The organism is Rhodoferax sp. BAB1 (assembly GCF_013334205.1).
Taxonomy (GTDB): domain Bacteria; phylum Pseudomonadota; class Gammaproteobacteria; order Burkholderiales; family Burkholderiaceae_C; genus Hylemonella.
Map to the genome: position 1 here is coordinate 3,133,850 of NZ_CP054424.1, position 26,489 is coordinate 3,160,338.

General features: G+C 66.7%; 27 protein-coding genes. 13 read left to right on the plus strand and 14 right to left on the minus strand.

Annotation, left to right across the window (positions count from 1 at the left end):
* Positions 1-167: 167 nt before the first annotated feature.
* From HTY51_RS15105 to HTY51_RS15135, 7 genes are all read right to left on the minus strand, one after another.
* Positions 168-1,688 (minus strand): PepSY domain-containing protein, encoded by a 1,521-nt coding sequence (locus HTY51_RS15105; RefSeq protein ID WP_174253492.1) that lies wholly within the window; start codon positions 1,686-1,688, stop codon positions 168-170.
* A 13-nt stretch (positions 1,689-1,701) separates the two neighbouring features.
* Complete coding sequence (locus HTY51_RS15110) at positions 1,702-3,831, minus strand: TonB-dependent siderophore receptor (RefSeq protein ID WP_174253493.1); 2,130 nt, start codon at positions 3,829-3,831, stop codon at positions 1,702-1,704.
* Between the two features lie 206 nt (positions 3,832-4,037).
* The gene (locus HTY51_RS18850) at positions 4,038-4,472 is read right to left on the minus strand and encodes a DUF2946 family protein (RefSeq protein WP_174253494.1); all 435 of its coding nucleotides are present in this window, start codon (positions 4,470-4,472) and stop codon (positions 4,038-4,040) included.
* Positions 4,473-4,503: 31 nt separating this feature from the next.
* Positions 4,504-4,974, minus strand: a complete 471-nt coding sequence (locus HTY51_RS15120) for a copper chaperone PCu(A)C (protein WP_174253495.1) — start codon at positions 4,972-4,974, stop codon at positions 4,504-4,506.
* Between the two features lie 44 nt (positions 4,975-5,018).
* Positions 5,019-5,438: a DsrE family protein gene (locus tag HTY51_RS15125; RefSeq protein ID WP_174253496.1), complete on the minus strand. Its 420-nt coding sequence runs from the start codon at positions 5,436-5,438 to the stop codon at positions 5,019-5,021.
* A 46-nt stretch (positions 5,439-5,484) separates the two neighbouring features.
* Positions 5,485-6,045, minus strand: coding sequence for an SCO family protein (locus HTY51_RS15130; protein WP_174254308.1), 561 nt, complete (start codon positions 6,043-6,045; stop codon positions 5,485-5,487).
* Between the two features lie 134 nt (positions 6,046-6,179).
* Positions 6,180-6,536 (minus strand): DUF2946 family protein, encoded by a 357-nt coding sequence (locus tag HTY51_RS15135; protein WP_174253497.1) that lies wholly within the window; start codon positions 6,534-6,536, stop codon positions 6,180-6,182.
* A 117-nt stretch (positions 6,537-6,653) separates the two neighbouring features.
* On the opposite strand from HTY51_RS15135, the gene HTY51_RS15140 reads away from it, so the two are divergent.
* Together HTY51_RS15140 and HTY51_RS15145 are read left to right on the plus strand one after the other, a co-directional pair.
* Positions 6,654-7,025 (plus strand): TraR/DksA family transcriptional regulator, encoded by a 372-nt coding sequence (locus HTY51_RS15140; protein ID WP_174253498.1) that lies wholly within the window; start codon positions 6,654-6,656, stop codon positions 7,023-7,025.
* 45 nt (positions 7,026-7,070) lie between these two features.
* On the plus strand, positions 7,071-7,508 hold the full coding sequence (locus HTY51_RS15145; protein WP_174253499.1) for a hypothetical protein: 438 nt from the start codon (positions 7,071-7,073) through the stop codon (positions 7,506-7,508).
* A 36-nt stretch (positions 7,509-7,544) separates the two neighbouring features.
* On the opposite strand, the gene HTY51_RS15150 is transcribed toward HTY51_RS15145, so the two are convergent.
* Positions 7,545-8,711, minus strand: a complete 1,167-nt coding sequence (locus HTY51_RS15150) for a mandelate racemase/muconate lactonizing enzyme family protein (RefSeq protein WP_174253500.1) — start codon at positions 8,709-8,711, stop codon at positions 7,545-7,547.
* 105 nt (positions 8,712-8,816) lie between these two features.
* Between HTY51_RS15150 and HTY51_RS15155 the strand changes: the two genes are divergently transcribed.
* Positions 8,817-9,734: a LysR family transcriptional regulator gene (locus tag HTY51_RS15155; protein WP_371733840.1), complete on the plus strand. Its 918-nt coding sequence runs from the start codon at positions 8,817-8,819 to the stop codon at positions 9,732-9,734.
* A gap of 11 nt (positions 9,735-9,745) precedes the next feature.
* On the opposite strand, the gene HTY51_RS15160 is transcribed toward HTY51_RS15155, so the two are convergent.
* Positions 9,746-10,756: a fumarylacetoacetate hydrolase family protein gene (locus tag HTY51_RS15160; RefSeq protein WP_174253501.1), complete on the minus strand. Its 1,011-nt coding sequence runs from the start codon at positions 10,754-10,756 to the stop codon at positions 9,746-9,748.
* Positions 10,757-10,826: 70 nt separating this feature from the next.
* Between HTY51_RS15160 and HTY51_RS15165 the strand changes: the two genes are divergently transcribed.
* The 4 genes from HTY51_RS15165 (at position 10,827) to HTY51_RS15180 (ending at position 14,301) form a co-directional block, all read left to right on the plus strand.
* Positions 10,827-11,606, plus strand: coding sequence for an IclR family transcriptional regulator (locus HTY51_RS15165; RefSeq protein ID WP_174253502.1), 780 nt, complete (start codon positions 10,827-10,829; stop codon positions 11,604-11,606).
* Between the two features lie 241 nt (positions 11,607-11,847).
* Positions 11,848-12,639, plus strand: a complete 792-nt coding sequence (locus HTY51_RS15170) for a DUF3108 domain-containing protein (RefSeq protein WP_174253503.1) — start codon at positions 11,848-11,850, stop codon at positions 12,637-12,639.
* A gap of 73 nt (positions 12,640-12,712) precedes the next feature.
* Positions 12,713-12,994 (plus strand): DUF3567 domain-containing protein, encoded by a 282-nt coding sequence (locus tag HTY51_RS15175; RefSeq protein ID WP_174253504.1) that lies wholly within the window; start codon positions 12,713-12,715, stop codon positions 12,992-12,994.
* Positions 12,995-13,137: 143 nt separating this feature from the next.
* Entirely contained in the window at positions 13,138-14,301 is a 1,164-nt protein-coding gene (locus tag HTY51_RS15180; protein ID WP_174253505.1) for an ABC transporter substrate-binding protein, read from the plus strand.
* Here HTY51_RS15180 and HTY51_RS15185 read toward each other — a convergent pair.
* A complete protein-coding gene (locus HTY51_RS15185; RefSeq protein ID WP_174253506.1) occupies positions 14,298-15,353 on the minus strand; it encodes an AbrB family transcriptional regulator in 1,056 nt (351 codons plus the stop codon). The genes HTY51_RS15180 and HTY51_RS15185 overlap by 4 nt on opposite strands.
* Before the next feature lie 49 nt (positions 15,354-15,402).
* Here HTY51_RS15185 and cutA point away from each other — a divergent pair, with 49 nt between their 5' ends.
* Both cutA and purU read left to right on the plus strand, forming a co-directional pair.
* Entirely contained in the window at positions 15,403-15,729 is a 327-nt protein-coding gene (gene cutA / locus HTY51_RS15190) for a divalent-cation tolerance protein CutA (protein WP_174253507.1), read from the plus strand.
* Between the two features lie 112 nt (positions 15,730-15,841).
* The gene (gene purU, locus HTY51_RS15195; protein WP_174253508.1) at positions 15,842-16,690 is read left to right on the plus strand and encodes a formyltetrahydrofolate deformylase; all 849 of its coding nucleotides are present in this window, start codon (positions 15,842-15,844) and stop codon (positions 16,688-16,690) included.
* Positions 16,691-16,762: 72 nt separating this feature from the next.
* On the opposite strand, the gene HTY51_RS15200 is transcribed toward purU, so the two are convergent.
* Together HTY51_RS15200 and asd are read right to left on the minus strand one after the other, a co-directional pair.
* Positions 16,763-17,917: an aminotransferase class V-fold PLP-dependent enzyme gene (locus tag HTY51_RS15200; protein ID WP_174253509.1), complete on the minus strand. Its 1,155-nt coding sequence runs from the start codon at positions 17,915-17,917 to the stop codon at positions 16,763-16,765.
* Between the two features lie 16 nt (positions 17,918-17,933).
* Positions 17,934-18,782, minus strand: a complete 849-nt coding sequence (gene asd / locus HTY51_RS15205; RefSeq protein WP_174253510.1) for an archaetidylserine decarboxylase — start codon at positions 18,780-18,782, stop codon at positions 17,934-17,936.
* Between the two features lie 92 nt (positions 18,783-18,874).
* On the opposite strand from asd, the gene HTY51_RS15210 reads away from it, so the two are divergent.
* From HTY51_RS15210 to HTY51_RS15220, 3 genes are all read left to right on the plus strand, one after another.
* Complete coding sequence (locus tag HTY51_RS15210) at positions 18,875-20,377, plus strand: FAD-linked oxidase C-terminal domain-containing protein (RefSeq protein ID WP_174253511.1); 1,503 nt, start codon at positions 18,875-18,877, stop codon at positions 20,375-20,377.
* A gap of 81 nt (positions 20,378-20,458) precedes the next feature.
* Complete coding sequence (locus HTY51_RS15215; RefSeq protein ID WP_174253512.1) at positions 20,459-20,812, plus strand: CidA/LrgA family protein; 354 nt, start codon at positions 20,459-20,461, stop codon at positions 20,810-20,812.
* A gap of 4 nt (positions 20,813-20,816) precedes the next feature.
* A complete protein-coding gene (locus HTY51_RS15220; RefSeq protein ID WP_174253513.1) occupies positions 20,817-21,545 on the plus strand; it encodes an LrgB family protein in 729 nt (242 codons plus the stop codon).
* Here the strand turns inward: HTY51_RS15220 and HTY51_RS15225 are convergent, their stop codons facing one another.
* On the minus strand, positions 21,546-24,482 hold the full coding sequence (locus HTY51_RS15225; RefSeq protein ID WP_174253514.1) for a PAS domain-containing protein: 2,937 nt from the start codon (positions 24,480-24,482) through the stop codon (positions 21,546-21,548). It lies immediately after the preceding gene.
* A 311-nt stretch (positions 24,483-24,793) separates the two neighbouring features.
* On the opposite strand from HTY51_RS15225, the gene HTY51_RS15230 reads away from it, so the two are divergent.
* Positions 24,794-25,765: a Bug family tripartite tricarboxylate transporter substrate binding protein gene (locus HTY51_RS15230; protein WP_174253515.1), complete on the plus strand. Its 972-nt coding sequence runs from the start codon at positions 24,794-24,796 to the stop codon at positions 25,763-25,765.
* A 50-nt stretch (positions 25,766-25,815) separates the two neighbouring features.
* On the opposite strand, the gene HTY51_RS15235 is transcribed toward HTY51_RS15230, so the two are convergent.
* A complete protein-coding gene (locus HTY51_RS15235; protein ID WP_174253516.1) occupies positions 25,816-26,379 on the minus strand; it encodes a phosphoribosyltransferase family protein in 564 nt (187 codons plus the stop codon).
* Between the last annotated feature and the right edge of the window lie 110 nt (positions 26,380-26,489).

Here is a 26,489-nt window from a genome sequence, read left to right on the forward strand (position 1 = left end):
TGCTCGCCATCCTCACGTACAGGAAGTACGTTCCGGTGGCTGTGCTCCGTCCGCCTTGCGCTCGGCCCGCTCGCTACGATTTCTTCGCAAGTTCTGTGCTTCTCCCGGGCCTCGGTGCTGCATGCCGCGCCCGGCCATGTCCGGGGGCAGGACCTGTAGCACGAGAGCTATCGTCTTTGCCTCGCCTGTTGCGTCGCGAGCAGTAGCCGTTTGACGGCAAGGAAGATGCCGCTTGCAGCAATCAGGAGGCCACCAAGACTGAGCAGGATCAGCGTCGTTTCCCGTGCCACGCCGGCTCGCAACCACGAGGGCAGGTCCCAGCTGTGCAGAAAATTGAAGAGCCAGCGTCCGGCACGCTGAGCGCCGTCCACACTCTGGACCAGATCCCCGCTGCGTGGATCGAGGTAGACGCAGGTCTTGCCAGGATCCGCAAACACCAGCTTGATCACTGGAAGTCTGCGCGCATTGCCAGCGTACATGGAGGCCTCCTGGCGCTCGTAATAGTAGGCATCGTAGTCGTGCAGGATTTCGACCGACACGATGGCTGCCGGTCTCAAGCTGGCAGCTGCGGTGATGAGCTGCGCATCCGGCCAGCGTTCCTGCACCGTCCAGATCTGGTCCGAACGCACGATGAGCCGGCTGTCCCCGCTGGCGCTGCGCGCCAGCAGATAGGGTGAAGCTGCCAGGACTTTCCATTCCAGTTCGCTGGTCGCGAAGCCGGCATCGCGCAGCAGGGCGAGCGCTTCGTTCGTGGTCAATGTGGCTTGCATCGAGCCGGCTGTGCCCTGGCGGTAGGCGGCCAGGTCGGGCCGGCCGTGCGCGGCACTGAAGATGCCCAGCGGGTTCATGGACATGAGCCCGCTGAACATCCAGAGGATCAGGATAAGCCCGAAGGACAGGCCCGCCACGTGATGCCAGCGCATGGGCAGGCTGCGGTAGGGCGTGCGGCGGCCCGATTTGTAGCGGCCCTGGAAACGCCAGCGCCACAGGCCCGTGCAGGCACCCGCGACGACGCTGAGCGTGCCTGCCGCCGACAGGATGATAAGCAGCCAGGTCCAGACGGGGTCGTGCGAACCGTCGCGCAACAGGTAGAGCCAGTGCAGCCAGGCGCCGACGAAGTTCCAATAACGCTGGGCCTGCGGTGCATCCAGGACCACCTCGCCGGTGGCCGAGGAGACATAAAGCAGGGTGGCCTGCGCATCGTCCATCTGCACCTGGTAGAGCGGGCGGTGCGCGTCCAGGGCACGCCCATGGGTCCAGCGGTCGTCCTCCACCTGGCCCAGCAGCCGCGCCGGTGCGCCGGGCAGGAAGGCGCGGGCGCCGGCCAGGGCAACGGCTTCGTCGGCGGGCGGCAGCAGCCGGCCCGTGCCGGCGTCGACCAGGCGCAGCGTGCCATCCCCCTCGCGCAAGCGGTAGCGCGGCTGGCCGCCAATGCGGGTCAGCGTGAGTTCCTGCAGCTGCGCGGGGGCGCGGCTGTGCGCCAGTGCCACCTCCGCAGGCACACAGCAGCCGGGAACCTCCAGCACGGGCAGCGCCTGCAGCCGCTCCTGCGGCAACAGCTTGGGATAGCCGATAAAGAGCATCACCACCCCGCTCACCAGCCAGAGCAGCATCAGCAGGCAAAAGCCGATGCCGCTCCAACGGTGGAACAGGTAGACGAAGCGCCTGGCGTGTGCGGTGCTCCACATCAGCCGTGCCCCCTCAGAACCTGTGGTGCAGGGTCAGCTCGGCACGTCGTCCTTCGCCCACCAGCCACTGGGTGCCGCTGTAGTAGGCGGTGGTGAAGTAGTACTTGTCGAAGACGTTGAAGCCGCGCAGGGTCAGCGTGGTGGCAGGTTTCACCTGCCAGCGCACGGCGAGGTCGGTGGTGGTGTAGGACGGCAGTTCGATCGTGTTGGCGCTGTTGGCGTAACGCGTGCCGACGTAACGCATGCCACCCGAGAGCGTCCACTCCGGCAAGGCCTTCCAGCCCAGCCAGAGGTTGGCCTGCCGCTCGGGCACGTTGGCGGGCGTATTGCCGTTGCGGGACACGGCGACGCCGCTGACCGATTCCGTGAAGTCATCGTATTGCGCACGCAGCAGCGCCACGTTGGCGTCGAGCTGGACCGTGCGGGTCACCGGCAGCGACACCGTGCCCTCGATGCCTTGTGTGGACTGCTGGCCCACCTGGATCCACAGCGCGGGGTTGGCGCTGTCGCGGGTCATCAGGTTGTTTTTCGTGATGTCGTAGAGCGCCAGCGACCAGTCGCCCTTCTTGTCCAGGATGGATTGCTTGATGCCCACCTCGATCTGCCGGCCCATGGTCAGGTCGAAGACGCTGTTGGCAGTGCTCATGAACAGCAGGGCACGCGCTGGATCCGCAGCCCGGGAGTACTGCGCGTAAAGCGAGGTGTCGGGCTGCACCAGGTAGACCGCGCCCAGGCGGCCGCCAACGCTGGTGTAGGTCTTGCTGAAGTCCTGGGTGCCGGTGACGAGGTTGTCGCGCTTGAGCGCGACCTGGTCATGGCGCAGGCCGCCGATCACCGACAGCTTGTCGCTCAGCTCCAGCCGGTCCTCGGCAAAGACGGCGTGCTGGTCGGCGTAGGTGCGATAGCGCGGGATGAAGGGGATGGCACTGTTGTAGTAGCCCGGATCCGGGTTGTAGGGATCGACCGAGGTCGTGGTCCCGGTGTAGGTGTTGTTGCTGTGCTGGAACTTGCTGGTGTTGACATCGAAGCCGACCGAGACCCGGTTGGGCAGGCCGAAGAGCTTGCCGGTGAAGGCCGCATCGGTGACGTTGCCCACCTGGGTCTGGTCGTGCGCGATCTCGGTGTTGTCCGTGCGGTCGATCAGGCCGGTGACGGTGTTGTAGGTGAAGGTTTCAACGTTACGCCAGTAGCGGTCGCTCTGGATGTGGTACAGCCTGCTGCGCACCAGGGTGTTGCTGTCGGGTGTCCACTGGGCGCCGAGTTCGGTCCATTTGTCGCGGTACTCGATGGCGCTGTCCAGCACGTTGTAGTTTTTCTCGCGCAGCGCCTCCGGGTGCTCGCCGTTGATCGCGGGCATGCCGGCGTAGCGCATGGGGTTCTGCTTGCCTTGCGCGTGGCTGAGCTTGAACTGCAGATCGGGCGAGACGTCGAGCTGTACCGCGCCGGAGAGGGTGCGGTTGCGCGAATCGCCACGGTCCACCCAGCCATCGTAGCGGTCGCCGCTGACGTCGAAGCGGTAGGAAAGCATCTCGTTGATGCTGCCGCCGCTGCCGTAGGCCAGGGCCCGCTTGCCATCCGTGCCGACCGTGGCCTGCACTTCGCTCTGGATGGCGCCACGAACGGGCTTCTTGGGGATCACGTTGATGACAGCGCCGATGGCGCCGTCGCCATAAATGACCGATGCCGGCCCGCGCAGCACCTCGATGCGGTCGATGGCCCAGGTGTCGAAGGGGAAGCTCACGGAGACGTTGCCGTACTGGCGGGTGCCGTCGTACAGACGCATGACCGAGGTGGAGTCGGTGAAACCGCGCACCGACAGGGCGCTGCCGCTGTTGCCCGGGTGGCCCATGCTGCTGATGCCGGTGGCGCGGGTGATGGCGTCGATCAGCGTGGCATCACCACGTGCTTCCAGCTGTTCCCGGCTGATGACCTCCAGGCTGGCGGGAGTTTGCAGGAGCGTGAGGTCGAGATTGGAGCCGGTGGAGGTCGGACGTTCGAGTTGGGGGGTTTCGCTGGCCGTGACGGTGACGGCGGGCAGCGTGGCCGTGGCCTGGCTCTGTGCCGCCTGGTGCGCCAGGACCAGAGGGGTCAGCCAGGTGAGTTGCACCAGCGCGCGGCGGGTGCGGAATTTTTGTGGGCTCATGGTTTTATGAAAGGTTCGCGATTCATCCGCACCTGGTGGTGCTGGATGTTTGCGCATGGCAATACAGGGGAGCGACACACCAGGTGGCGCTTGGGGTGATGGGTCTGCTGCTGCGGATCGCAGCACGCCTGGCCGGTGCTTGTGGGCGCCGGTCTGTCATGCGCGCAACGCGACCGGCCCGCAGGGGCGCGTGGTGCGCAGCGACTTCAGGGGGCAGACGGGAGAGAGTGCGGCGGGCCTCGCGGCAGTGGCGAGGACGTGACCAGGGTTACGATGAAAAGTGCCTGCGTGTCCGGCCGGGGCAAAGCGGGATCCGCATGGAAGAAGTGCACAAGAGCAGCGGGCGGCGGCCCCAGCCGTTCAGCGACAAGCAGGCAAAAAGGGCAGTGATCCGGAAACGCAACGGGCGCCTGCCCGCTGACGGGCTGTGCTGCGGACGATTCAACCGGACTGGCAATGGACGCAAGGCCAAGGGCCGCAACACGTGGTTTGCCGCCCATGCAGATGTCGAGCAGCGAGGGCGCGGCCGCCCCGGCCCGGGACCAGGCCAGGGCGTGCGAGACGGCAGGCGCCAGCGCGCCCAGCAGCATGACGGCCAGGGCGAGCCTGGCGACATGGCGGCGGATGCGTGCGGACCCCATCGGAAAACGGGCGCGGTGTCTCGGGGGCGGCTCAGTGTTTCATGCCGTTGCCGTGCCCCTGGGCGCCCGCGGCGGGCGTGGCCAGCGCGCGGGCCGGAACCTTGAGTTCGAGCGTCTGGCGCTTGCCGTCGCGGCCTTCGATCACCAGGTTCAGCGGCACCACGTCGCCCTCCTTGACCTGGGCCTTGAGGTCCAGGAGCATGACGTGGTAACCGCCCGGCTTGAGCTCCACGGCCTTGCCGGCCGGCAGGTCGAGCCCGGGAATGGCGCGCATCTTCATGACGTCCTGGGCCATGGTCATTTCATGGATCTCGACGATGCCCGCCACCGGTGAGCTGGCCTGGACGAGTTTGGCGTCCTTGGCCGAGACGATCTGCATGAAGGCGCCGGTGGCCTTCTGCTGCGAGACGGTGGCGCGCACCCAGGGCTCCTTGACGGAGACCTGGGCCTGGGCGGCGAGGGCCAGCGCGAGGCCGGCGAGGGTGAGGGCATAACGTTTCATGGTGAGTTCCTTTCAGGGTGGGAGAGAAATTGATCGGTCGCGGCTTACCAGCTGATCGACCGGGTGTTGTCGCGGAACAGGGCGTCGCCCGAGAGTTTTCGGTTGCTGACCTGCAGGCCCGGCAGCAGATCGGCCTCGGCCACGCCGTAGTGCTTCATGCACATGGGGCAGACCAGCACCACGGCCCCTTTGTTCATGAGTTCGGCCAGCATCCTCTGCTGGGCGGCGAATTTGCCGGCCTGGCTGCTGGCGCCGATCAGCACCGATTTGTCATTGAGGAAGATCGTCAGGGGATGGCCGTTTTCATGCTGGTGCAGGCCGAAGGTCATGGCCATGCTGGCGCTGTGCGGCTCATCGGTGGTGAGGTTGATGAAGAGCGGGTCGGTGTCGCCGGCCCAGGCTGGGGCAAGTGCACTGCCGATGGACAGGGCCAGCACGAAAAAGAGAGTGGAGAGGTATTTCATGGTGATGTCGTTGAAAAATTGATAAGGCGCGAAATGGGTCACTGGATTACCGGCCCTGCAGCAGCAGGCGCAGGTCGTGGGCGTAGTCCAGGGCGTTCTGCTCGTGGCGCAAGGCCAGGCGCAGTCGCCCCTGCGGATCGAAGGCATAGGACAGGGTCGAGTGGTCCATGGTGTAGGAGCCGCCGGTTGGCACCTTCCTGTAATAGACCTTGAAGTCGTCGGCCGTCCCGCGTGTGGCTTGCGGGTCGCCAGACAGGCCGAGAAAGGTCGGGTCGAAGGCGGCGGTGTAGTCCCGCAGCACAGTAGCCGCGTCGCGCTCGGGATCGAGGGTGACGAAAATCACCTGCAGGCGCTCGCCTTCCGGACCCAGCAGCCGCCTGGCCTCGACCGCCCGGCTCAGGGCCGTGGGGCAGACGTCGGGGCACTGGGTGAAACCGAAGTACAGCAGCACCGCCTTGCCCCGGAAATCGGCCAGCGTGCGTTCCCGCCCATCGGGATCGCGCAGACGGAGATCACGGCCGTAGCTGGCACCCGTGATGTCCATGCCGCGAAAACTGGCCGATGGCGCGGCGTCATCCGCGCGCTGACAGCCGGAAACCAGCAACATGAGCACCAGTGACAGCGCGGCCACCGGCCAAGAGGCCCGGGCCCATAGGGAGTAAGCCAATTCCTGCTCCTGAAAAACCAGAGACGGCCTGCTGCCGCGCAAAGGCGGGCATCAGGCACCACAAGCTTGCTATTTCAGGAGAGTGCGGGCGGGCCGCGCGGTGGCAGCGGCGCGGCGGTGCGGCTGGCGATGTGGGCCGCGGTGAGAGGGCGCAAGGCCTGCGCCAGGGCCGAGGGCAGGGACAGCGGCAACTGGGCCAGGGGTGGTGGCGCACCGGTCGTGGCACACAGGGGGCAATCCAGCGTGTGGCTGGACGTGGACTGGCTGCCGTCATCGCTCTTGACGATCAGCTTCATGGCGCCGCCGCTGGCGCAGACCAGTTCGATGGACTGCGGGTTCACCAGGGGCGAGGCGATGGCCACACCCAGCGCGAGCGCAAACCACACCAGCACGAGGCGGGCGAGGAAACGGGCGTGGCGCAGGGTCTGCATGGTTCCGCATTATCCCCCACGCGGCCCGGACCGCAGCCGGCACCGGCCTTGACCTGTGTCAAAGACGGGCGCAGAGTGCAAGCGCATGATGGACCCATACCTGATGGAGAGACCGACATGAGCACCCAGATCACCGCCCCCTTCAAGCAGCAATTGCTGCAACAGCGCAGCACCCTGCTGGCCCAGCTGGCCAGCCTGCGCGGCGGCAACGTCGGCCGCGCGCAGGCCTCGGCCGAGCACTTCGGCGGGCAGAAGGAAGATTCACGCGCCCAGCTGGAAACCGAACGCGAGCTGGAGTTCACGCTCGATGCCCGCGAGAGCGCCGAACTCGACGCCGTGGACGCCGCCCTCAAGCGCATCGAGGCCGGAACCTATGGCGTGTGCACCGATTGCGGCACCGACATCCCGGCCGCGCGCCTGCACGCGGCGCCCGAGACGCCGCGCTGCATCGCCTGCCAGGACAAACTGGAACACAGCCGGCGCGCCTGAAACGCGCGCCCTTCACCTTTTCACGACCCCGAGAAAGAACCCACCATGCCTACCTTTCACGCCATCGTCTGGCTCGACCGCTCCGAAGCCCACGTCATCCTGTTCGATCGCGAGCACATTGCCGCGCAGAAGATCAAATCGCGCAGCCACCACAAGGCCACCGGCGGCCACACCGGCTCGCACCAGGGTTCAGGGCGCGGCGACAGCGCCAGCGGTCACCACAGCCCTGCGGGCGGCCACGCCTCGCACGACGAGACCTACTACCACTCGATCGCCGAGGCCCTCAAGGGCGTGCACGAGATCCTGGTGACCGGTCCGGCCCAGGCCAAGGACGAGTTCAAGGCGCATTGCGCACGCCACGACAAGGCCATCGACCAGGCCATCGTCGGCGTCGTGACCAGCGACCACCCGAGCGACGGCCAGCTGGTGGCCATGGCCAAGCAGTATTTCCTGAAACACGACAAGATGAACGGCCAGGCCTGAGTCCTGCGCCGGCACCCCGCCTGCGCCCGGGCGGGATCAGGCAGAGAGTGCCTGCATATGGCTGTACAGATCGGCCTTGCCCTCGAAGCCGATGCCCGGCAGATCGGGCAGGGTCACATGGCCGTCGACCACCTTCACGCCATCGGGGAAACCGCCGAAGGGCTGGAACAGGTCCGGGTAGGACTCATTGCCGCCCAAGCCCAGGCCGGCGGCGATGTTCAGTGACATCTGGTGTCCCCCGTGCGGGATGCAGCGGCTGGGCGACCAGCCGTGCTCCTTGAGCATGTCGAGGGTGCGCAGGTATTCGACGAGGCCGTAGCTCAGTGCGCAATCGAATTGCAGCCAGTCACGGTCGGGGCGCATGCCGCCATAACGGATCAGGTTGCGCGCATCCTGCATGGAGAACAGGTTTTCGCCGGTCGCCATCGGGTTCTTGTAATAGTTGCGCAGCGTGGCCTGCAATTCGAAGTCCAGCGGGTCGCCCGCCTCTTCGTACCAGAAGAGGTCGTACCGGGACAGGGCCTTGGCGTACTGGATGGCGGTGTCCAGGTCGAAGCGGCCGTTGGCATCCACGCAAAGCTTCTGTCCGTCCTGCAGCACGCTCAGGATCGAGTCGATACGACGCAGATCCTCGTCCAGCGAGGCGCCGCCGATCTTCTTCTTCACCACGGTGTAGCCGCGGTCGATGTAGCTGCGCATCTCATCTTTCAGCTTGCCGTGGTCCTGCCCGGGGTAGTAATAACCACCGGCGGCATACACGAAGATTTTCCGGTTCGGCTTGCCGTTGCCGTAGCGGTCGGCAAGAAGCTGGAAGAGCGGCTTGCCTTCGATCTTGGCCACGGCGTCCCACACCGCCATGTCGATGGTGCCAATGGCGACCGAGCGCTCACCATGGCCGCCGGGCTTTTCGTTGGTGAACATGGTGTTCCATACCTTGTGCGGATCCAGATTCTTGCCACTGTCATCCATCAGGGCATCCGGCCTGGCTTCAAGCACACGCGGGATGAAGCGCTCACGCATCAACTTGCCCTGCCCGTAGCGGCCGTTGGAGTTGAAGCCGTAGCCGATCACTGGTTTACCATCACGAATGACATCGGTGATGACCGCCACCAGGCTCAGCGTCATCTTGCTGAAGTCGATGTAGGCGTTGCGGATGGGGGAGCTGATCGGCAGGGTGATTTCACGGATGTCTACGATTTTCATGGCGCTCACTTCTGAGGTGTTGGTGGACAAGCAAATTGTCATCAGAAGGGGATCGCTAGACCAATGCTGTTTTTTTTGACTTCCATGCTTTGAAAGCACCGCCCCATGATTTCAATGAATTTTTCATGGCTGGATGACTTTCGCGCGCTGGCGGACAGCGGGAATTTTTCGCGGGCAGCCGAAGAGCGGCACATGACGCAACCGGCTTTCAGCCGCAGGATTCGTGCGCTGGAGGAGTGGCTCGGGACGGATCTGTTTGACCGCAGCAGCCAGCCGGCCAGGCTGACCCCCGCGGGCGTATGGTTCCAGGGTGTGGCGCAAGATCTGACCTCACGCGCCTTGCGCATCCCCGGCGAAGCGCGTGCGGTCGCTGATGCTCACGCGACCACCCTGCGTTTCGCGGCCACGCACGCCCTCTCTTTCACCTTCATGCCCGGTTGGCTGCGCGGACTGGAAACACGCCACTCGGTGGGCCCCATCAGCCTGGTCTCCGATGTACTGGCGCGCTGCGAGTCACAGCTGCTCCAGGGGGATGTGCAGTTCGTGCTTTGTCATGCGCACCCGCTATCCACCAGTGAGCTTCAGACGCACAGTTATCCCTGCGCACGCGTTGGGACCGACGTGCTCGTTCCCGTATCGGCACCAGATGCAGAAGGAAAACCGCGACATTCTCTTTTTGGCGAAGCTGGCGAAACCCCTGCCCACGTTCTAAGCTACAGCGCAGAGTCCGGGCTGGGCCGTATCCTTCGTGAGGTTCACGGTGCGGCCCTCGACCGTCACTTGGCCCAAAGCGTCTTCACGGCCCACCTGGCCTCCGTGCTGCGAACCATGGCGCTGGACGGCCGCGGACTGGCATGGCTGCCCAGAACCTTGGTCGCAGAAGACCTTCAGCAAGGGCGCCTGCTTGAGGCAGCACCTCCCGAAGGGTTCATCGAGTTGGAGGTACGCCTCTATCGCGACCGCGGTCCGCTGGGTACGGCGGCGGAAGACTTCTGGCAGGCCGTTCTCGCTTCAGATCAGTAGCGCCTTGGCGCTTACCTGGCCAAAGGCACGATCTTCTGTTCGATGGCGCCGAAGACCGACTGGCCGTCGCGCCCCTTCATCTCGATGCGGATGGTGTCGCCGAACTTCATGTAGTCGGTGGCGGGCTGGCCGTCCTGGATGGTCTCGATGGCGCGTTTCTCGGCGATGCAGCTGTAGCCCTTGCTCCATTCCTTCTTGCCGTTCACTTCGGTGGCGCGGTTGCTCACCGTGCCCGAGCCGATGATGCTGCCGGCGCGCACATTGCGCGTCTTGCACAGGTGGGCGATCAACTGCCCGAAGTGGAAGGTCATCTCCTCGCCGGCTTCGCACATGCCGACCGTGCGGCCGTTCCAGGCGCTCTGCAGGGTGAGGTGCAGCTTGCCACCCTGCCACGCATCCCCCAGCTCATCCAGTGTGACGGCCACGGGGCCGAAGGCGGTGGCGGGCTTGCTCTGCAGGAAACCGAAGTTCTTGGCCAGCTCGTCGGGAATCAGGTGGCGCAGGCTGACGTCGTTGGCGATCATGACCAGACGGATGCCGTCCAGCGCCTGCTCGGGCGTGGCGCCCATGGGCACGTCGGCGGTGACCACGGCCACCTCGGCCTCGAAGTCGATGCCGTGGTCTTCGCTGACACAGACCACGTCGTCGCGCGGACCCAGGAAGTCGTCGCTGCCGCCCTGGTACATCAGCGGCTCGGTGTAGTAGTTGGCCGGCACTTCCGAGCCGCGCGCCAGGCGCACCAGTTCCACGTGGTTGATGTAGGCCGAGCCGTCGGCCCACTGGTAGGCACGTGGCAGCGGCGCCATGCACAGGGCCGGATCGAAGGGGAAGGCATGGCGCGCCTTGCCCTGGTTGAGCGTGACGTAAAGATCCTGCAGCTGCGGCGAGAGGAAGTTCCAGTCGTCCAGCACCTGCTGCAGGTGATGGGCGATGCCGGTCGCATAATGCGCCGTGCTCAGGTCGCGCGAAACGACGACCAGCTGGCCGTCGCGCGAACCGTCTTTGTAGGTAGCAAGCTTCATCGATGGTTCTCGGATGACGTATCGTTAAACTGGTTCGGCCCATCGGAACGGGCGAGCTTCCAATTACATCATGGACAAGACACGCGCAGGCATCCAGTCGGTCGAGGTGGGCTTTGCCCTGGTCGACGCGCTGGCCCGCGCCAGTGGCCCGCTGATGCTGCGCGACCTGGCCGCCGCCGCCGGCATGAGCGCGGCCAAGGCGCACCGTTACCTGGTGAGCTTCCAGCGCCTGGGCCTGGTGAGCCAGGACACGGCCAGCGCGCGCTACGACCTGGGCCCGGCCGCGCTGCGCATGGGCCTGGCCGCCATCACGCGGCTGGACGCCGTGAAGCTGGCGCGCGAACGCCTGCCGGCGCTGATGCAGCACATCGGCCACACCCTGGCCATCGCCGTCTGGGGCAACCACGGCCCGACCATCGTGCACTGGGAAGAGTCACCGCAGTCGGTCACCGTGAACCTGCGCCTGGGTGACGTCATGCCCCTGCTGTCTTCGGCCACGGGGCGCTGTTTTGCGGCCCACGTCTCGCGCGAGGCCATCGCCCCGCTGCTGCGCACCGAACTCGCGCGCGCACGGCAGCTGGGCCGCACCGACCTGCCACGCAAGCAGGCCGAACTGAGCCAGCTGCTCAAGGACGTGCGTGCGCATGGCATGGCGCGGGTGGTCGACACCCTGCTGCCGGGCATCGCCGGTTTCTGCGCGCCGGTGTTCGACTTCGACGGCCACATGGTGCTGGGCATCGTGGCCATGGGCTCGGTGGCCACGGTCGACACCGCCTGGAACGGCGCGGTGGCCACGGCCCTGGGCCAGGCGGCCCGCCAGCTCTCGCACGAACTGGGCCATACGGGATGACCCTGCAGGACAGAAACTGGCCACCGCCCCATCCCTGGCGCCGGCTGCTGCTGAGCGCCCTGCTGGCGGCCGCCCTGCACCTGCTCCTGCTCTGGCTCTTCGGGCCACGGCCCGGGGCTCATGTCTCGACCATCGTGCGCCCCATCCTCTACACCATGGCACCGGCCCAGCCGCCTGCCGCCACGCCGCCCCCCAGCGCCGCGCAGGCCCCCGTGCGTCGCGCCCCACACCGCCACCGCCCATGCCGGTCCCGGAGAGCCCGCCGCCGGACACCACGCCTGAGCCGGTCGCCGAAATCACCCCCCCGGAGCCGCCACTGCCCGAGCCTGCGTCCGAGCTGGAAAGCGCAAGCCCGGCAGAGGCGAGCGCCCTGCCCCTGCCGCCCGCAGCGCTGGTCGCCATCCCCGGCTCGCAAAGGCTCAGCTACACCATCTCGGGCGAAGTACGCAACATGCGCTACCACGCCAGCGGTGAACTGCTCTGGGCCCATGATGGCGACGACTATGAAGCCCGCATGGAAGTCGGCGCCTTTCTGCTGGGGTCGAGGGTACAGAGCAGCCGTGGACGCATCACGCCGGACGGACTGCAGGCACAACGCTTTGAAGACAAGTCACGCCAGGAACGCGTGGTCGAGTTTGACCATGAGCAGGCCCAGGCCCGCTTCAGCGATGGCTCTCCCTCCACCCCGCTGCTCAAGGGGGCGCAGGACCAGCTCAGCGTCTTCGTGCAGCTGGCCAGCCAGCTGGCAGCGAACCCCGCGAACTACCCGCGCGGCACCGAGCTGGCGCTGCAGACCGTGGGCACCAAGGGGGCGGACACCTGGCACTTCGTGGTCAACGGCGAGGAAACGCTGAACCTGCCCGGCGGCGAGCAGGCCACGCTCAGGCTCACGCGCCTGCTGCGCCACCCCGATGACCTGAATGTCGAACTCTGGCTCGCGCCCGGCCTGGGCTGGCTGCCGGCCCGCATCCGCCTGACGCAGCCCAATGGCGACTACATCGACCAGCAGTGGCGTGGCAGCCAAAAGCCCTGAAAGGCCGTCCCGGCCCTTGAATTCGGCCTGGCCAGCGCCAACTGGGACGCAGGAACCTCTTCTCCTGTACGCCATGAACACCCTCTACAACTCGGACGACTTCATCGTGAACCACCTGCTGGCCACAGCGGAAGGTGAGGCCGTCGACGAAGCCGCGCAACCTGCGCTCCTGCGCCACGGCTTCGAGATCGTGGACAAGCGCGTCGGCAAGGGCATCTACCTGGACGGCTCCTGGGCCGAACTGTTCCAGCAGCGCCTGAGCGAATGGCAGCGCTCGACACCGACGCAGGAAGAAGTGGAAGACACCCTGGCGCAATACGCCGAACTGGCCACCATCTCGCTCCACGTGCATTGAGTCTTCGCCACCTGGGCGTGATTTAGTGCACATCCCGGTAGCCCGTCTGCAGGGACTTGGCACAAGCGTGACTTGGATCACTGACACACCGAGGGCTTTCCCTTACCTTCGGGTCCTGTCACCAGCCTTGTCCCGGAGTCCCCATGCGCCCCCCAACCCTGACCTTCCGCTCCCGCACCCGTCGTGGCCTCCTGCTCGCCGGGCTGCTCCTGCTGGCCGGCACGGTGCTGGCCCAGAACGGCGTCACACCCAGACAGATCCTGATCGGGCAGAGCATCACCCTGCAGGGCGGCAAGAACGAATACGGCAGCGCCGTGATGGACGGCGTCAACACCTACCTGCAGGACGTCAACGCCCGCGGCGGTGTCAACGGCCGCCAGATCGTGCTCAAGACCCTGGACGATGACAACAAGGGCAGCCAGGCCGAGGCCAATGCACGCGCCCTGATCGAACAGGACAAGGTCTTTGTCCTGTTCGGCTCCATCGAGGGCGGCCCGTCCACCGCGGTGATGAAGATCACCAACCAGCTGCAGGTGCCCTTCTTCGGTCCCATGGCCGGCTCGCCCACCCTGCGCCGGCCGCACCAGCCGCTGGTGTTTCCGGTGCGCGCCGAACACCGCGACGAATTCCGTGTGCTGCTGGAGTACCTCCGCTCCACCGGCGGCAAGCGCGTGGCCTTCTTCCGCGCGGACTCCGAGGTCGGCCTGCAGCACCTGGAGAATTTCAAGCGCCTGTGCCAGGAACTGGGCCTGGAACTGGTACTGGACCTGCCCTTCAAGTCCGACGTCAGCGACGAGCAACTCGCGGCCATGGCCGGCCGCATCGCCGCGGCGAACCTGCAGGGCGTGATCAACCACGGCAGTGCCGGCGTCTATGAAAAACTGATCCGGCAGACCCGCGCCAAGGGCAGTGCCACCCCCTTCATGGCCGTCAATTCAGGCTCGACCCAGCTGGCCCGCCACCTGGGCGAGATGGCGCACGGCATGCTGTTCGCCCAGGTGCTGCCCAGCCCCTGGGAACGCAAGACCGAGCTGACGCGCGAGTACCAGGAGGCCTTCAAACGCCTCAAGCCTGGCGTGGATTTTTCCTACGGCAGCCTGGAGGGTTACATGACGGCCAAGGCCCTGGTAGCCGCGCTGCGCGGGGCCGGGCCCAACCCGACGCGCGAGAGTTTCGTGTCGGGCATCTACAAGGCGGGCTCGCTCGACCTCACCGGCCTGCGTGCCGGCTACCAGCCCGGCGACCATGCCGGCCTGAAGCTGGTGGACCTGGCCCTCTACACCCGCGACAACCGCTTCCGGCACTAAGGTCTGCGGCGGCGCTGCTGCCAGTGGAACAGGGGATCGACCAGCACCAGCACCGCAAACAGCCGGCAGATCTGGAACACGGTCACCACCGGCGCGCCGAGCTGCAGCACCTTGGCGGTGATGGACATCTCCGCAATGCCGCCCGGTGCGGTGCCCAGCAACAGCGTGGCCGGGTGCAGGTCCGTGCCCAGCGACAACAGCCAGGCAAACCCCGCGCTCAGCCCGATCATGGCCAGCGTGCCCACGGCCACGGCGGCCAGCCAGCGCGGGGCGGTGTGCACAAAGGCCGGCGTGAAACGCACCCCCAGGCTGACCCCGATGAATAGCTGCGCGGCGTTGCTCAGCCAGCCCGGGATGCCGGTGAGCTCGATGCCCGCCAGGGTGAAGGCCATGGCCACCACCATCGGCCCCATGAACCAGGGGTTGGCACGGCCCAGGCGGTCCAGCAACCAGGCACCGGCGCTGGCCGCCAGCACCAGCAGCAACATGCCGCCGGGGCTGAAGGCGCGTCCCGCCGTGGCAGACCCGTCGATGCCCTGCCAGCCGCTGAACTGCATGCCAAAAGGCACGAGCACGGCCACGATGAGCAGGCGCAGGCTGTGCGACGCCGCCACCAGATCGGTACGGGCATGGGCACGCTCGGCCAGCAGCGTCATCTCGGAGGCGGCGCCGATGGCGCCGGCAAACCAGGTGGTGGCCTGGTTCAGGCCCGGCAGGTGACGCGCCTGCGTGCGCTGCAGCCACAGGCCGAACAGCCAGCCCAGCAGCAGGGCCCACACGATGCCTAGCAGCACCGCCCACCACAGGCCCAGCACCAGCGCGCCGACCTGCGGCGTGAAATACAGGCCCAGCGCCAGGCCGATGGTGCATTGCCCGATGTTGCGCAGCGGCGCCCAGCTGGTGGTCGATGCGCGCAGCATGCTGGCGGCCGCCGTGGCCAGCAGCGGGCCGATCATCCAGGGCAGGGGAATGCGCAGCCAGACACACAGCAGGGCTGCGGCCAGCGCCAGCAGCAGCGTGGCCACCACGCGGAGCAGGAAGGGAGAGGTCATGAAGCAGGCAGAAACTGCGCGTAGTATCGCCGCAAGCCAAGGAGCACCCATGAGTACCGAAGCGTCCACCCACTGCGTGGTGCAGACCACGCTGCCCAGCGAGGCCCAGGCGGCCGAACTGGCCCGCGCCATTGTGTCGGCCCGTCTGGGCGCCTGTGTGCAGCTCCAGGCCATCCGCAGTTTCTACGTCTGGCAGGAACGTGCGCACGACGAAGCCGAGTGGCTACTGGCCATCAAGACGCGCCGCGCGCTCTACCCGCAGCTGGAGGCGTGGCTGCTGGAGCACCACCCCTACGACACGCCGGAGATCATCTGCCTGCCCATCACGGCCGGTAGCAGCGCCTACCTGGACTGGGTGGACGGCCATACGAACTGAACCCTGCGACCAGCCCCGTCCAGGGACGGTCGCAGAAATTGGCGACAATTGAGGCCTGCTCCAGCCAAAAGCGGATGCAGGCCACTTTTCAACACACCAGCCACCCCGGTTTATGAGCCAGACCTACATCCTCACCTTCTCCTGCCCGGACCGCCTGGGCCTCGTCCACGCCATCTCCGGTTTCCTGCTCGAACGCGGTGGCAATATCGAAGAGGCCGCCCAGTACAACGATCACGCCACCGGCCTGTTCTTCATGCGCGTGCAGTTCTCCTGCGGCCAGGTGACGTACGAGGACCTGCAGGTGCAGCTCAAGCTCTTCGCCGAGCCCTACGCCATGCAGTGGAGCCTGCACGCAGCGGCCACGGCCATGCGCACCGTCATCTTTGTCAGCAAGGAAGGCCATTGCCTCAACGACCTGCTGTTCCGCTGGAAGATCGGCCTGCTGCCCATCGACATCCGCGCCATCGTCTCCAACCACCGCGAGTTCTACCAGCTGGCCGCCAGCTACAACGTGCCCTTCCACCACATCCCGGTGACGGCCGCCACCAAGGCGCAGGCCGAGGCCAAGCAATTTGAAGTGGTGCAGGCCGAAGGCGCCGAGCTGGTGGTGCTGGCGCGTTACATGCAGGTGCTCAGTGATGACCTGTGCCGCAAGCTCTCGGGCAAGGCCATCAACATCCACCACAGCTTCCTGCCCAGCTTCAAGGGCGCCAAGCCCTACTACCAGGCGCACGACCGCGGCGTGAAGCTGATCGGCGCCACCGCCCACTACGTGACGGCCGACCTGGACGAAGGCCCGATCATCGAGCAGGACGTGGCCCGCGTGGACCACAGCAAGACGGTGGAAGACCTGACGGCCATCGGCCGCGACACCGAGAGCCAGGTGCTGGCCCGCGCCGTGAAGTGGCACAGCGAGCACCGCGTGCTGCTCAATGGGCACAAGACGGTGATCTTCAAGTAAGCGCGGCACAACCCAAGCAAAACGCCCCGGGCCTTGCGGCCACGGGGCGTTTTGTTTTCAGGACAGAAAAACTCAGGCCGCGGCCGCGACCTTTTCCTTGAAGCCCAGCTTGTCCAGCGCGCCCGCCAGTTGCGCCACGCTGCGGTCCGGGTTGTGCAGCTTGTCCAGACCGAACAGGCCGACGCGGAAGGTGCTGAAGTCGGCCGGCTCGTCGCACTGCAGCGGCACGCCACCGGCCGTCTGCAAGCCCAGGGCCAGGAATTTCTTGCCGTTCTGGATCTCGGGGTCGGTGGTGTAGCTCACCACGACGCCCGGCGCCTTGAAGCCGTCGGCAGCCACGCTGACGAAGCCGCGGGCCTCCAGCAGGTCGCGCACCTTGGCGCCCAGGGTGATCTGCTCCTGCTTGACCTTGTCGAAGCCATAGGCCTTGGTCTCGCGCATCACCTCGTCCAGGCGCGTGAGGGCGTCGGTAGGCATGGTGGTGTGGTACATGTGGCCACCGTTTTCGTAGGCCTCCATGATCTGCAGCCACTTCTTCAGGTCGGCCGCGAAGCTGGTGCTGGTGGTGCCGTCGATGGCGGCACGGGCGCGCTCGCTGAGCATGACCATGGCGCAGGCGGGGGAGCCGCTCCAGCCCTTTTGCGGGGCGCTGACCAGGATGTCCACGCCGGTGGCCTGCATGTCGACCCACATGCAGCCGGAGGCGATGCAGTCCAGCACGAACAGGCCGCCGACTTCATGCACGGCGTCGGTGACCTTGCGCAGGTAGTCGTCGGGCAGCATCATGCCGGCGGCGGTTTCCACGTGCGGGGCGAACACCACGTCGGGCTTCTGGGCCTTGATGGTGGCGACCACTTCCTCGACCGGGCAGGGGATCCAGGCGGCCTGGGAACCGGTGCCCACGCGACGGGCCTTGAGCACCGTGGACGAGGCCGGGATGCCGCCCATGTCGAAGATCTGGGTCCAGCGGTAGCTGAACCAGCCATTGCGGATGACCAGGGTCTTCTTGCCGGTGGCGAACTGGCGCGCCACGGCTTCCATGCCGAAGGTACCGCTGCCGGGCACCAGCACGGAAGACTTGGCTTTGTAGACTTCCTTGAGGATGCCGGAGATGTCCTTCATCACGCCCTGGAAGCGCTTGGACATGTGATTGAGGGCGCGGTCGGTGTAGACCACCGAGAACTCGAGCAGTCCATCGGGATCCACGTTGGGCAGAAGACCTGGCATATATAACTCCGTTGTTTCAGGACACTGAATTGGCCATTTTCTCACCAAGCCGGATCGGGCGGGCGGGCGCCCAGTCCGGGTTGAATTGCGTAGGGCCTTGGGGCCAGAGCATCACCACGGTAGACCCGAGGAGAAAACGGCCCATTTCCGCACCTTTTTTGAGCTCAATACCCTGACCCTCATAGTGCCATTCGGTCACGGTGGGCCGGCGTGGCGGGTTGACCAGACCGTGCCAGACCGTGGCCATGCTGCCCACGATGGTGGCGCCCACCAGCACCAGGGCCAGGGGGCCGTGGGCCGTGTTGAAAATGCAGACCACGCGCTCGTTGCGGGCAAACAGGCCGGGCACACCACGCGCCGTGGTGGGGTTGACCGAGAACAGTTCACCCGGCACATAGATCATGCGCGTGAGCGTCCCGTCACAGGGCATGTGGATGCGGTGGTAGTCGCGCGGGCTCAGGTACAAGGTGGCGAAGTGGCCGTTCTCGAACTGCGCCGCCAGCGCGGCGTCGCCGCCCACCAGGGCCTGCGTGCTGTAACGGTGGCCCTTGGCCTGGAAGATCTGGTCGCGCTCGATCGCGCCGAACTGGCTGATCGCGCCGTCCACCGGGCAGACCCAGTGGGCGTCAGCCAGCGGGCGGGCGCCGTCTTTCAGGGCGCGCGTGAAGAATTCGTTGAACGTGGGGTAGCTGGCCGGCTCGGGGTTGGCGGCCTCGGCCATGTTCACGTCGTAGCGGCGGATGAAACGACGGATGATGGCCGTGGTCACGCCCCCCATGGCGGAACCGGCGACCAGGCCGGCAAAGGAGGTGATGGCCTTTTTAGGCAGCAGGTACTGGGGCAGCACCGCAAGACGGTCGGACATGGGCAGCTGCCGCAGGAGCGAGAGTAAGGGAGAGACGAATTATAGGGAAGCGGGTCTGCCCGCGGGCGCTGGCTGGGCCTAGAATGTTCTTCATGAATGCTCCCGCCTCCACCCCGCAGATCGACGCCCTGCAACGTGCTGAAACCCAGTCGCGGGTGGTGCAGGCCCTGGGCTCGGTGTTGCCCGCCCATGCCCTGCTCTGGCAGGCCGAGGACACCACCCCCTACGAATGCGACGGCCTCACGGCCTACCGCCAGCGCCCGCTGGTGGTGGCCCTGCCCGAGACCGAGGCCCAGGTGCAGGGCGTGCTCAAGGCCTGCCACGCCCTGGGCGTGCCGGTGGTGGCGCGCGGCGCCGGCACCGGCCTGTCGGGTGGCGCCATGCCCCACGCCATGGGCGTGACGCTCTCGCTGGCCAAGTTCAACCAGATCCTGAAGATCGACCCGGTCAGCCGCACGGCCGTGGTCCAGGCCGGCGTGCGCAATCTGGCCATCAGCGAGGCCGCCGCGCCCTACAAGCTCTATTACGCGCCCGATCCGTCCAGCCAGATCGCCTGCACCATCGGCGGCAACGTGGCCGAGAACTCGGGCGGTGTGCACTGCCTCAAGTACGGCCTGACCGTGCACAACGTGCTGAAAGTGCGTGGTTACACGGTGGCGGGCGAGCCCATCGAATTCGGCTCCGAGGCGCTGGACGTGCCAGGTTACGACCTGCTCAGCGTTTTCATCGGCAGCGAAGGCATGCTGGCCGTGACGGTGGAAGTCACCGTGCGCTTGGTGCCCAAGCCGCAGCTGGCACGCTGCATCATGGCGAGCTTCGACGACGTGCGCAAGGCTGGCGACGCGGTGGCCGCGGTGATTGCCGCGGGCATCATTCCGGCCGGGCTGGAGATGATGGACCAGCCCATGACGGCAGCGGTGGAAGATTTTGTGCACGCGGGTTACGACCTGAACGCCGCCGCCATCCTGCTGTGCGAGAGCGACGGCACACCCGAAGAGGTGGAAGAGGAAATCGGCCGCATGAGCGAGGTGCTGCGCAAGGCTGGCGCCACGGCCATTGCGGTCAGCCGCGACGAGGCCGAGCGCCTGCGCTACTGGAGCGGGCGCAAGAATGCCTTCCCGGCCAGCGGCCGCCTGGCGCCAGACTATATGTGCATGGACTCGACCATCCCGCGCAAGCGCCTGGCCGACATCCTGCTGGCCATCCAGGAGATGGAGCAGAAATACGCGCTGCGCTGCCTCAACGTCTTCCACGCCGGCGACGGCAACCTGCACCCGCTGATCCTCTTCGATGCGAATGACGCGGACCAGCTGCACCGCTGCGAACTCTTCGGCGCCGACATCCTGGAAACCAGCGTGGCCATGGGCGGCACAGTGACCGGCGAGCACGGCGTGGGCGTGGAGAAGCTCAACTCCATGTGCGTGCAGTTCAGCACCGAGGAAAACGCGCAGATGCTGGCCCTCAAGCGCGCCTTCGATCCGCAGGGCACGCTCAATCCCGGCAAGGTCATCCCCACCCACAACCGTTGCGCCGAGTACGGCAAGATGCTGGTGCGCGGCGGCAAGATCAGCCACCCCGACCTGCCGCGCTTCTAGGATGTCAGCCCCCAAGCTCCCTGTGGTCGCGTCCCCCCGAGGGGGAATCGACCTCCTTGGGAACGGCCCGGCGGAGGTCTGATGCAAGCCCTGCGCGGATTTGCCTGGCTGCTGGTCCTGCAATCCGCCGGGGAACTGCTCTCGCACGGCCTGCGCCTGCCCTTTCCCGGCCCGGTCGTGGGCCTGGTGCTGCTGCTGGCCGCCCTGAACTTCGAGGCCGTGCGCACACCGGTGGCCGCCTGTGCCGACTTCCTGCTGGCCCACCTCTCCCTGCTCTTCGTGCCGGTGGGCGTGGGCGTGATGACGCACCTGGGCCTGATCGGCGAATACGGCGGACGCATGCTCGCCGTCATCGTGCTCTCGACCTGGATCGGCCTGGCCGTCACCGCCCTGGTGCTGCGCGCGCTGATGAAACAGCAGGCCCGGCAGAAGTAAGCTCATGCAGAACTTCGTCCAGCTCTGGGTCTACCTCTCCAGCACGCCGCTGTTCGGCCTGACGGCCACCATGGCGGTCTACGTGCTGGCGCATGCCTTCTACACCGCACGCCAGCAGGCGCCCTGGGCCAACCCGGTGCTGTGGACCGTGGTGGTCATCGCCGGCGTGCTGCTGCTCACCGGCATCCCCTACCCCACCTATTTCTCGGGGGCACAGTTCATCCACTTCCTGCTCGGGCCTGCCGTGGTGGCGCTGGCCTGGCCGCTGTGGCAGCGCCGCGTGGAATTGCGCGCGCGCTGGGCCCCGCTGCTGCTGGCGGCCCTCATCGGCGGCGCAGCCGCGGCCGGCTCAGCCTGGGCGCTGGGCCTGACCTTCGGCCTGCCCGCCGACGTGGTGCTGTCCATGACCACCAAGTCGGTCACGGCGCCGGTGGCCATGGGCGTGGCCGAAAAGATCGGCGGAATCCCCGCGCTGGCCGCGGTATTCGCCGTGCTCACCGGCATCATCGGCGCCCTGAGCGGCAAGTACCTGTTCGACCTGCTGCGCATTTCCACCACGCAAGCCGGCTGGATGGCGCGCGGTTTTGCCCTGGGCACCACCTCGCACGGCCTGGGCGCGGCGCGCGCACTGCAGGTCAATGCCGATGCCGGCGCCTACGCGGGCCTGGCCCTGGGCCTGCAGGTGGTGCTGGCCTCGTTGCTGATCCCGCTGGTGTTCCGGCTCTGGGGCTGATCAGGCAGCCTCGCCTTTCTCCAGGCTGTAGCGGTTGCGCCCCAGGCCCTTGGCGGCATACAGCTGCTCGTCGGCGCGGCGCATCAGTTCACGCGGCACCACCGGTACGTCGCCGGCCTGGACCGCCACGCCGATGCTGGTGGTGACCGCGACGCTCCGGTCCTCCAGGATGAAAGGCTCCTGCATGGCTTGCACGATGTTCTCCGCCACCCGGGCGGCGGACAGCGGGCTGTCGATCTCTTCCAGCAGGATCGCAAACTCGTCGCCGCCCAGCCGCACCACCGTATCGGTGGCGCGCAGGATCTTGGAAAGCCGGCCACCGAAGCCCTGCAGCAGCAGGTCCCCCGTCAGGTGGCCCAGCTGGTCGTTGATCTGCTTGAAACGGTCGATGTCCAGGTACATCACGGCCAGGCAGGACTGCGTGGCCTGGGCATGCTGGAGCGCATCGCGCAGCCGGCTGTCGAAGCCCGAGCGGTTGAGCAGCCCGGTCAGCGGATCGCGCTGGCTCAGCGCGATCAGGCGCCGCTCTTCCAGTTTCTGGCCCGTGGTGTCGGTGATGATGCAGACAAAACCCACGACGCTGTGGCCATCCTCGGCAAACTGCGGCACGTAGTCGGAGCGGTAGCTGCGGTAGCCTTCGGCCGTGGTCAGTTCGCCGTCGAAACTGACGGCCTCCCCCTGCAGGGCCCGCAGGATATAGGGCTCGACCTTCTGGTAGGCCACCTCGCCCAGCATCTCGCGCACCGTGCGCCCGTACCAGGCCTGGCGCGGCCGGGCAAAGGCCTTTTCATAGGCCAGGTTGACGAAGCGGTAGCACTGCGCATGGTCCACATAGGACACCCGCATCGGCATTCGATCCGTGATGCTGACGAGCAGGCGCTCGTTCTGGTGCAGGGCCGCTTCCGCCTGCCGCGCCGCCGTGATGTCCGTCCCCAGGGTGTAGAAACCCAGGACCGTGCCGGTCTGCTCGTCCCGGCGCGGCACCAGGTGGAACTGCAGCACGCGCCCCCCGGGCACTTCCGTGATCTGACGCTCGTACTCGACGGCTTCGCCGCGCAGGGCTGCCTGCAGCCTGGGCATCACGGCCCGGGTGACCTCCTCGGGATAGGCCTCCTCAAACCGGTGATTGATCAGCTGCTGCTTGTCCAGCCCCATCCATTGCTCATAACGGCGGTTCACGAAACGGAAGCGCAGGTCGGCCCCCGTTTCGGCGATCAGGGCCGGCACGTTGTCGGCGATGGCGCGCAGGCGCTGCTCGTTCTCGCGCAGGGCCGCCTCGACCTTGCGGTTCTCGGTGATGTCGAAACCGATGGCATAACAACCGTCGGGCTGGCCGTCCTGGTCCAGCCGCGGCACCAGGGTGATGCGCAACCAGCGGGTTTGGCCGGCGTGGCGGGCCTCGCGCACGTAGTCCACGCGCTCGCCCCGGAAGGCGCGCGCATGGTAGGGACCGATGAGCTCGAACAGCGGCCGGCCCATGACCTGCTCGATGCTGCGCCCCAGCATGTCGCCGCGCGCGATGCCCAGCCACTCCTCATAGGCCCGGTTGGCAAAGCGGTAGACATAGTCCGCTCCGACTTCCGCAATCAGGGCCGGCACGCTGTCGGTGATCGCACGCAGCCGCTGCTCGCTCTCGTGCAGCTGTCGTTCGGCCGCCTTGGAGGCCGTGATGTCACGCAGGATGCCCGAGAAATGCTGCGCCGAGCCGTCGGGTGAACGGTGCGCAATCAGCAGGTGGCTCAGAACGCGCGCCTCGCCCTGGGCATTCCTGGCCAGGGTCTCGCCCTGCCAGTAGCCCTGCCGCAGGGCCGTGGGCAGCACCTCGGACTCGCGGCGGGCGAACTGTTCTTCCCCCAGGATGTCCAGCGCCGACAGTGAAGCCAGGGGGGCATCGGGCGCACGGCCGATGAAACGGCGAAAGGCAGGGTTGGCATAGAGGCAGTTGCCGTCCATGTCGCTTTGCACCACGAGGTCGGTGCTGAGCTCGAAGACTTCCGTCAGCATGCGCTGCGCCTTCTGGCTGGCATGCTGGGCACGGTGCAGGCGCCAGGCAAAGAACAGGCCCAGCACGGTGATGACCGCCACCACCGCCAGAATCATGTCCCGGCGCTCGTAGTAACTGGCCAGCACATCGTCCACATTACGGCTCACGCTCACGATCAGCGGATAAGCCTGCAACTGCTCGAAGTTCTGCAGGCGCGGCGGATTGTTGCTCAGGGTGCCGTCCGTGATGGTGGCGCCACGCGGACCCTGGCGCATCAGCGCGAACCAGGGCTGATCCGAGAAGTTGCGGCCCATGAGCCCGGGCAGGAAGGGTGTGCGCGACAGGAAGACACCGTCGCGCCGCAGCACGGCGACCGCGCCCGAGGGTTTGACACGGAACTGTTCATGGTAGGCCTGCAGGCGGTCCAGTTCGACGGCAGCGAACACCACCTGCATGTCACCGACCGGTTTCGTCAGGCGCATCGAGACCGGGATGCCCCATTTGCCGGTCACGCGGCTGAGCACCGGGTCGCCGATGTAAAGCTGACCCGCATCGAGCTTGAGGGCTTCGCGGTAGTAGGGCCGGTCGCTGACATCGGCCAGCGGCCGGCCAGCACGCGCCGGCAGATAGTGCAGCTGGCCCCGGGTCGAGACCATGCGCGGGTCGATCAGCCCGCCCGAGGCCTTGCGCATGTCATCCACCAGGTTGTTGAAGCCGGGGTCACGCAGCGGGTCGATGCCGGGGCGTTCCTGCAACCAGCGGTCGATCACCCGCAGATCGGTCTCGACCGTGCGAAACAGGCTCTCGGTATGCTGCGCCACGGCGCTGCGCAGGTAGCCCAGCTCGCGCTGCGCATCCTCGACCAGGCTCTGCTTCTGGAAGGCCGAAAAACCGATGACCAGGCCCCAGAGCGCCAGCAGGATCACGCCCACCAGACCGTACAGGCCCAGCACCTCCTGCCGCCAGGACCGTCGCGGCGGACGCCCGGACAGGGACGTCAGGGAGGGCAGCCCGGCTGAGCCATGCTCTGATGAATGATCTTTCGGATGGAACAGGGGCATAGACGACACGACATGACACCGACACCCCCTGTTCTTGTTTTCCACGGAACCACGCTCACTGCGCCAGCACGGGTCCGATCGAAAACCTTATCGGGCCAGTGTAAGAGCTTTCCCTTGCATTTCCCTGCCACGGGACTCCCACGGAACTTCAGTGATGCAAAATTTGCCTTCTCCCCGTTTATTTACCCCTCTGGAGTGACACCATGTTCCTGAACCTCAAGCGCCGCACCCTGGGCCTGGCCGCGGCCGCCCTGCTCCTTGCCGGCCCGGCCCTGGCCGACCCGTCCACCATCAAGATCATGGTGGGTTTCCCGCCCGGCGGCGGCACCGATGCCATCGCGCGCGTGCTGGCCGAGAAACTCAAGGACCAGCTGGGTGCCAACGTCATCGTCGAGAACAAGGCCGGTGCCGGCGGCCAGCTGGCCGCCCAGGCTCTCAAGGCCGCGCCGGCCGACGGCTCGGTGCTTTTCCTCTCGCATGACCACAGCATTTCCATCCTGCCGCTGACGCTGAAGAACCCGGGCTTCGACCCGGCGCAGGACTTCGTGCCGGTGGCCGGTTTCGCCACCTTCGTCAACGGCCTGGCGCTCTCGGGCGGCACACCGGCCAAAAGCTACAAGGAGTACCTGGCCTGGGTACGCGAGAACGTCAAGGCGCGTGGCACGGTGGGCGTGCCGGCCCCGGCCTCCACCCCCGAATTCCTGGTCAAGGTGATGGGCCAGAAAAACGGCCTGGACCTGCAGGCCGCGCCCTACCGCGGCAGCGCTCCCATGATGGGCGACATGCTGGGCAACCAGATCGCCGCCGGCGTGGGCTCGGTGCCGGACTTCATCGAGAACCACAAGGCCGGCAAGATCCGCATGGTGGCCGTGATCGGCACCAAGCGCCAGGCCATCCTGCCCGAGGTGCCGACCTTTGCCGAACTGGGGCTGAGCGGCTTCGAAGACCTGCCCTACTACGGCATCTTCGCCCCCAAGGGCACACCCAAGGCCACCCTGGACCGCTACTCGGCCGCGCTGGCCAAGGTCATCGCCCTGCCCGAGGTGCACGAGCGACTGACCGCCATGGGCCTGAGCGTGGGCCACATGACGTCCGAGCAGCTGGGCCAGCGCGAGCGCGCCTACAGCGAGAGCTGGGCGCGCATCATCAAGGCCAGCGGCTTCCAGGCGCAGTAAGCGTTCCGCCGTAGCGCACGAGCCGGGTTTCTGCCCGGCTTTTTTTCGTCTCAGAGGGGGATGGGCTGCACCAGCACGATCTGGAAAATCGGCTCGAAGGGCGGCACGTGGCATTCCACAATCTGGCCCGGCGCCACCTGCAGCTTCAGGCCCGCCACGTCAGCGTGGATGGGCAGGGTGGCACAGACCCGGTCCACCAGCACCGCCGTCAGGATGCGGCCGGCCCCCTTGGCCAGCAGGTACTGCACGGCCTTGTTGAGCGAATGGCCCTGGTAGAGCACGTCATCGATCACCACCACGGTACGGCCGGTGAGGTCCAGGCCGGCATGCTCCTGGCTTTCGGTCAGGCGCGTTTCCGGATGGAGCAGGCTCAGATCGTCGGCATAACGCTTGATCAGCAAGTCCAGGCGCTCCACCTCCCCTGCCACGCCCGCCTGCCGCAACCGCGCCAGCAGCTCGTCGGCCAGCGGAGCACCTCGGCGGCGCACGCCGACCAGCGTCACCGGCCCCGCCCCCTGTAACAAGGCGGCCAGATGCGCTGCCATGGCGTCGAGCACACGGCCCAGTTCCGTACTGCCGTAGACCGGGGTCTGTCGTACTTCGGGTGTTGCCATGGCGTCTGACCTCCTGATGACTGCCGACCATGCGCAGTGTGCCGCATGGTCCGGGCTGGCGCCAGCCAGCCTCACCCCAGCGCGGCCGGCTCAACCAGGGCCTGTTCACA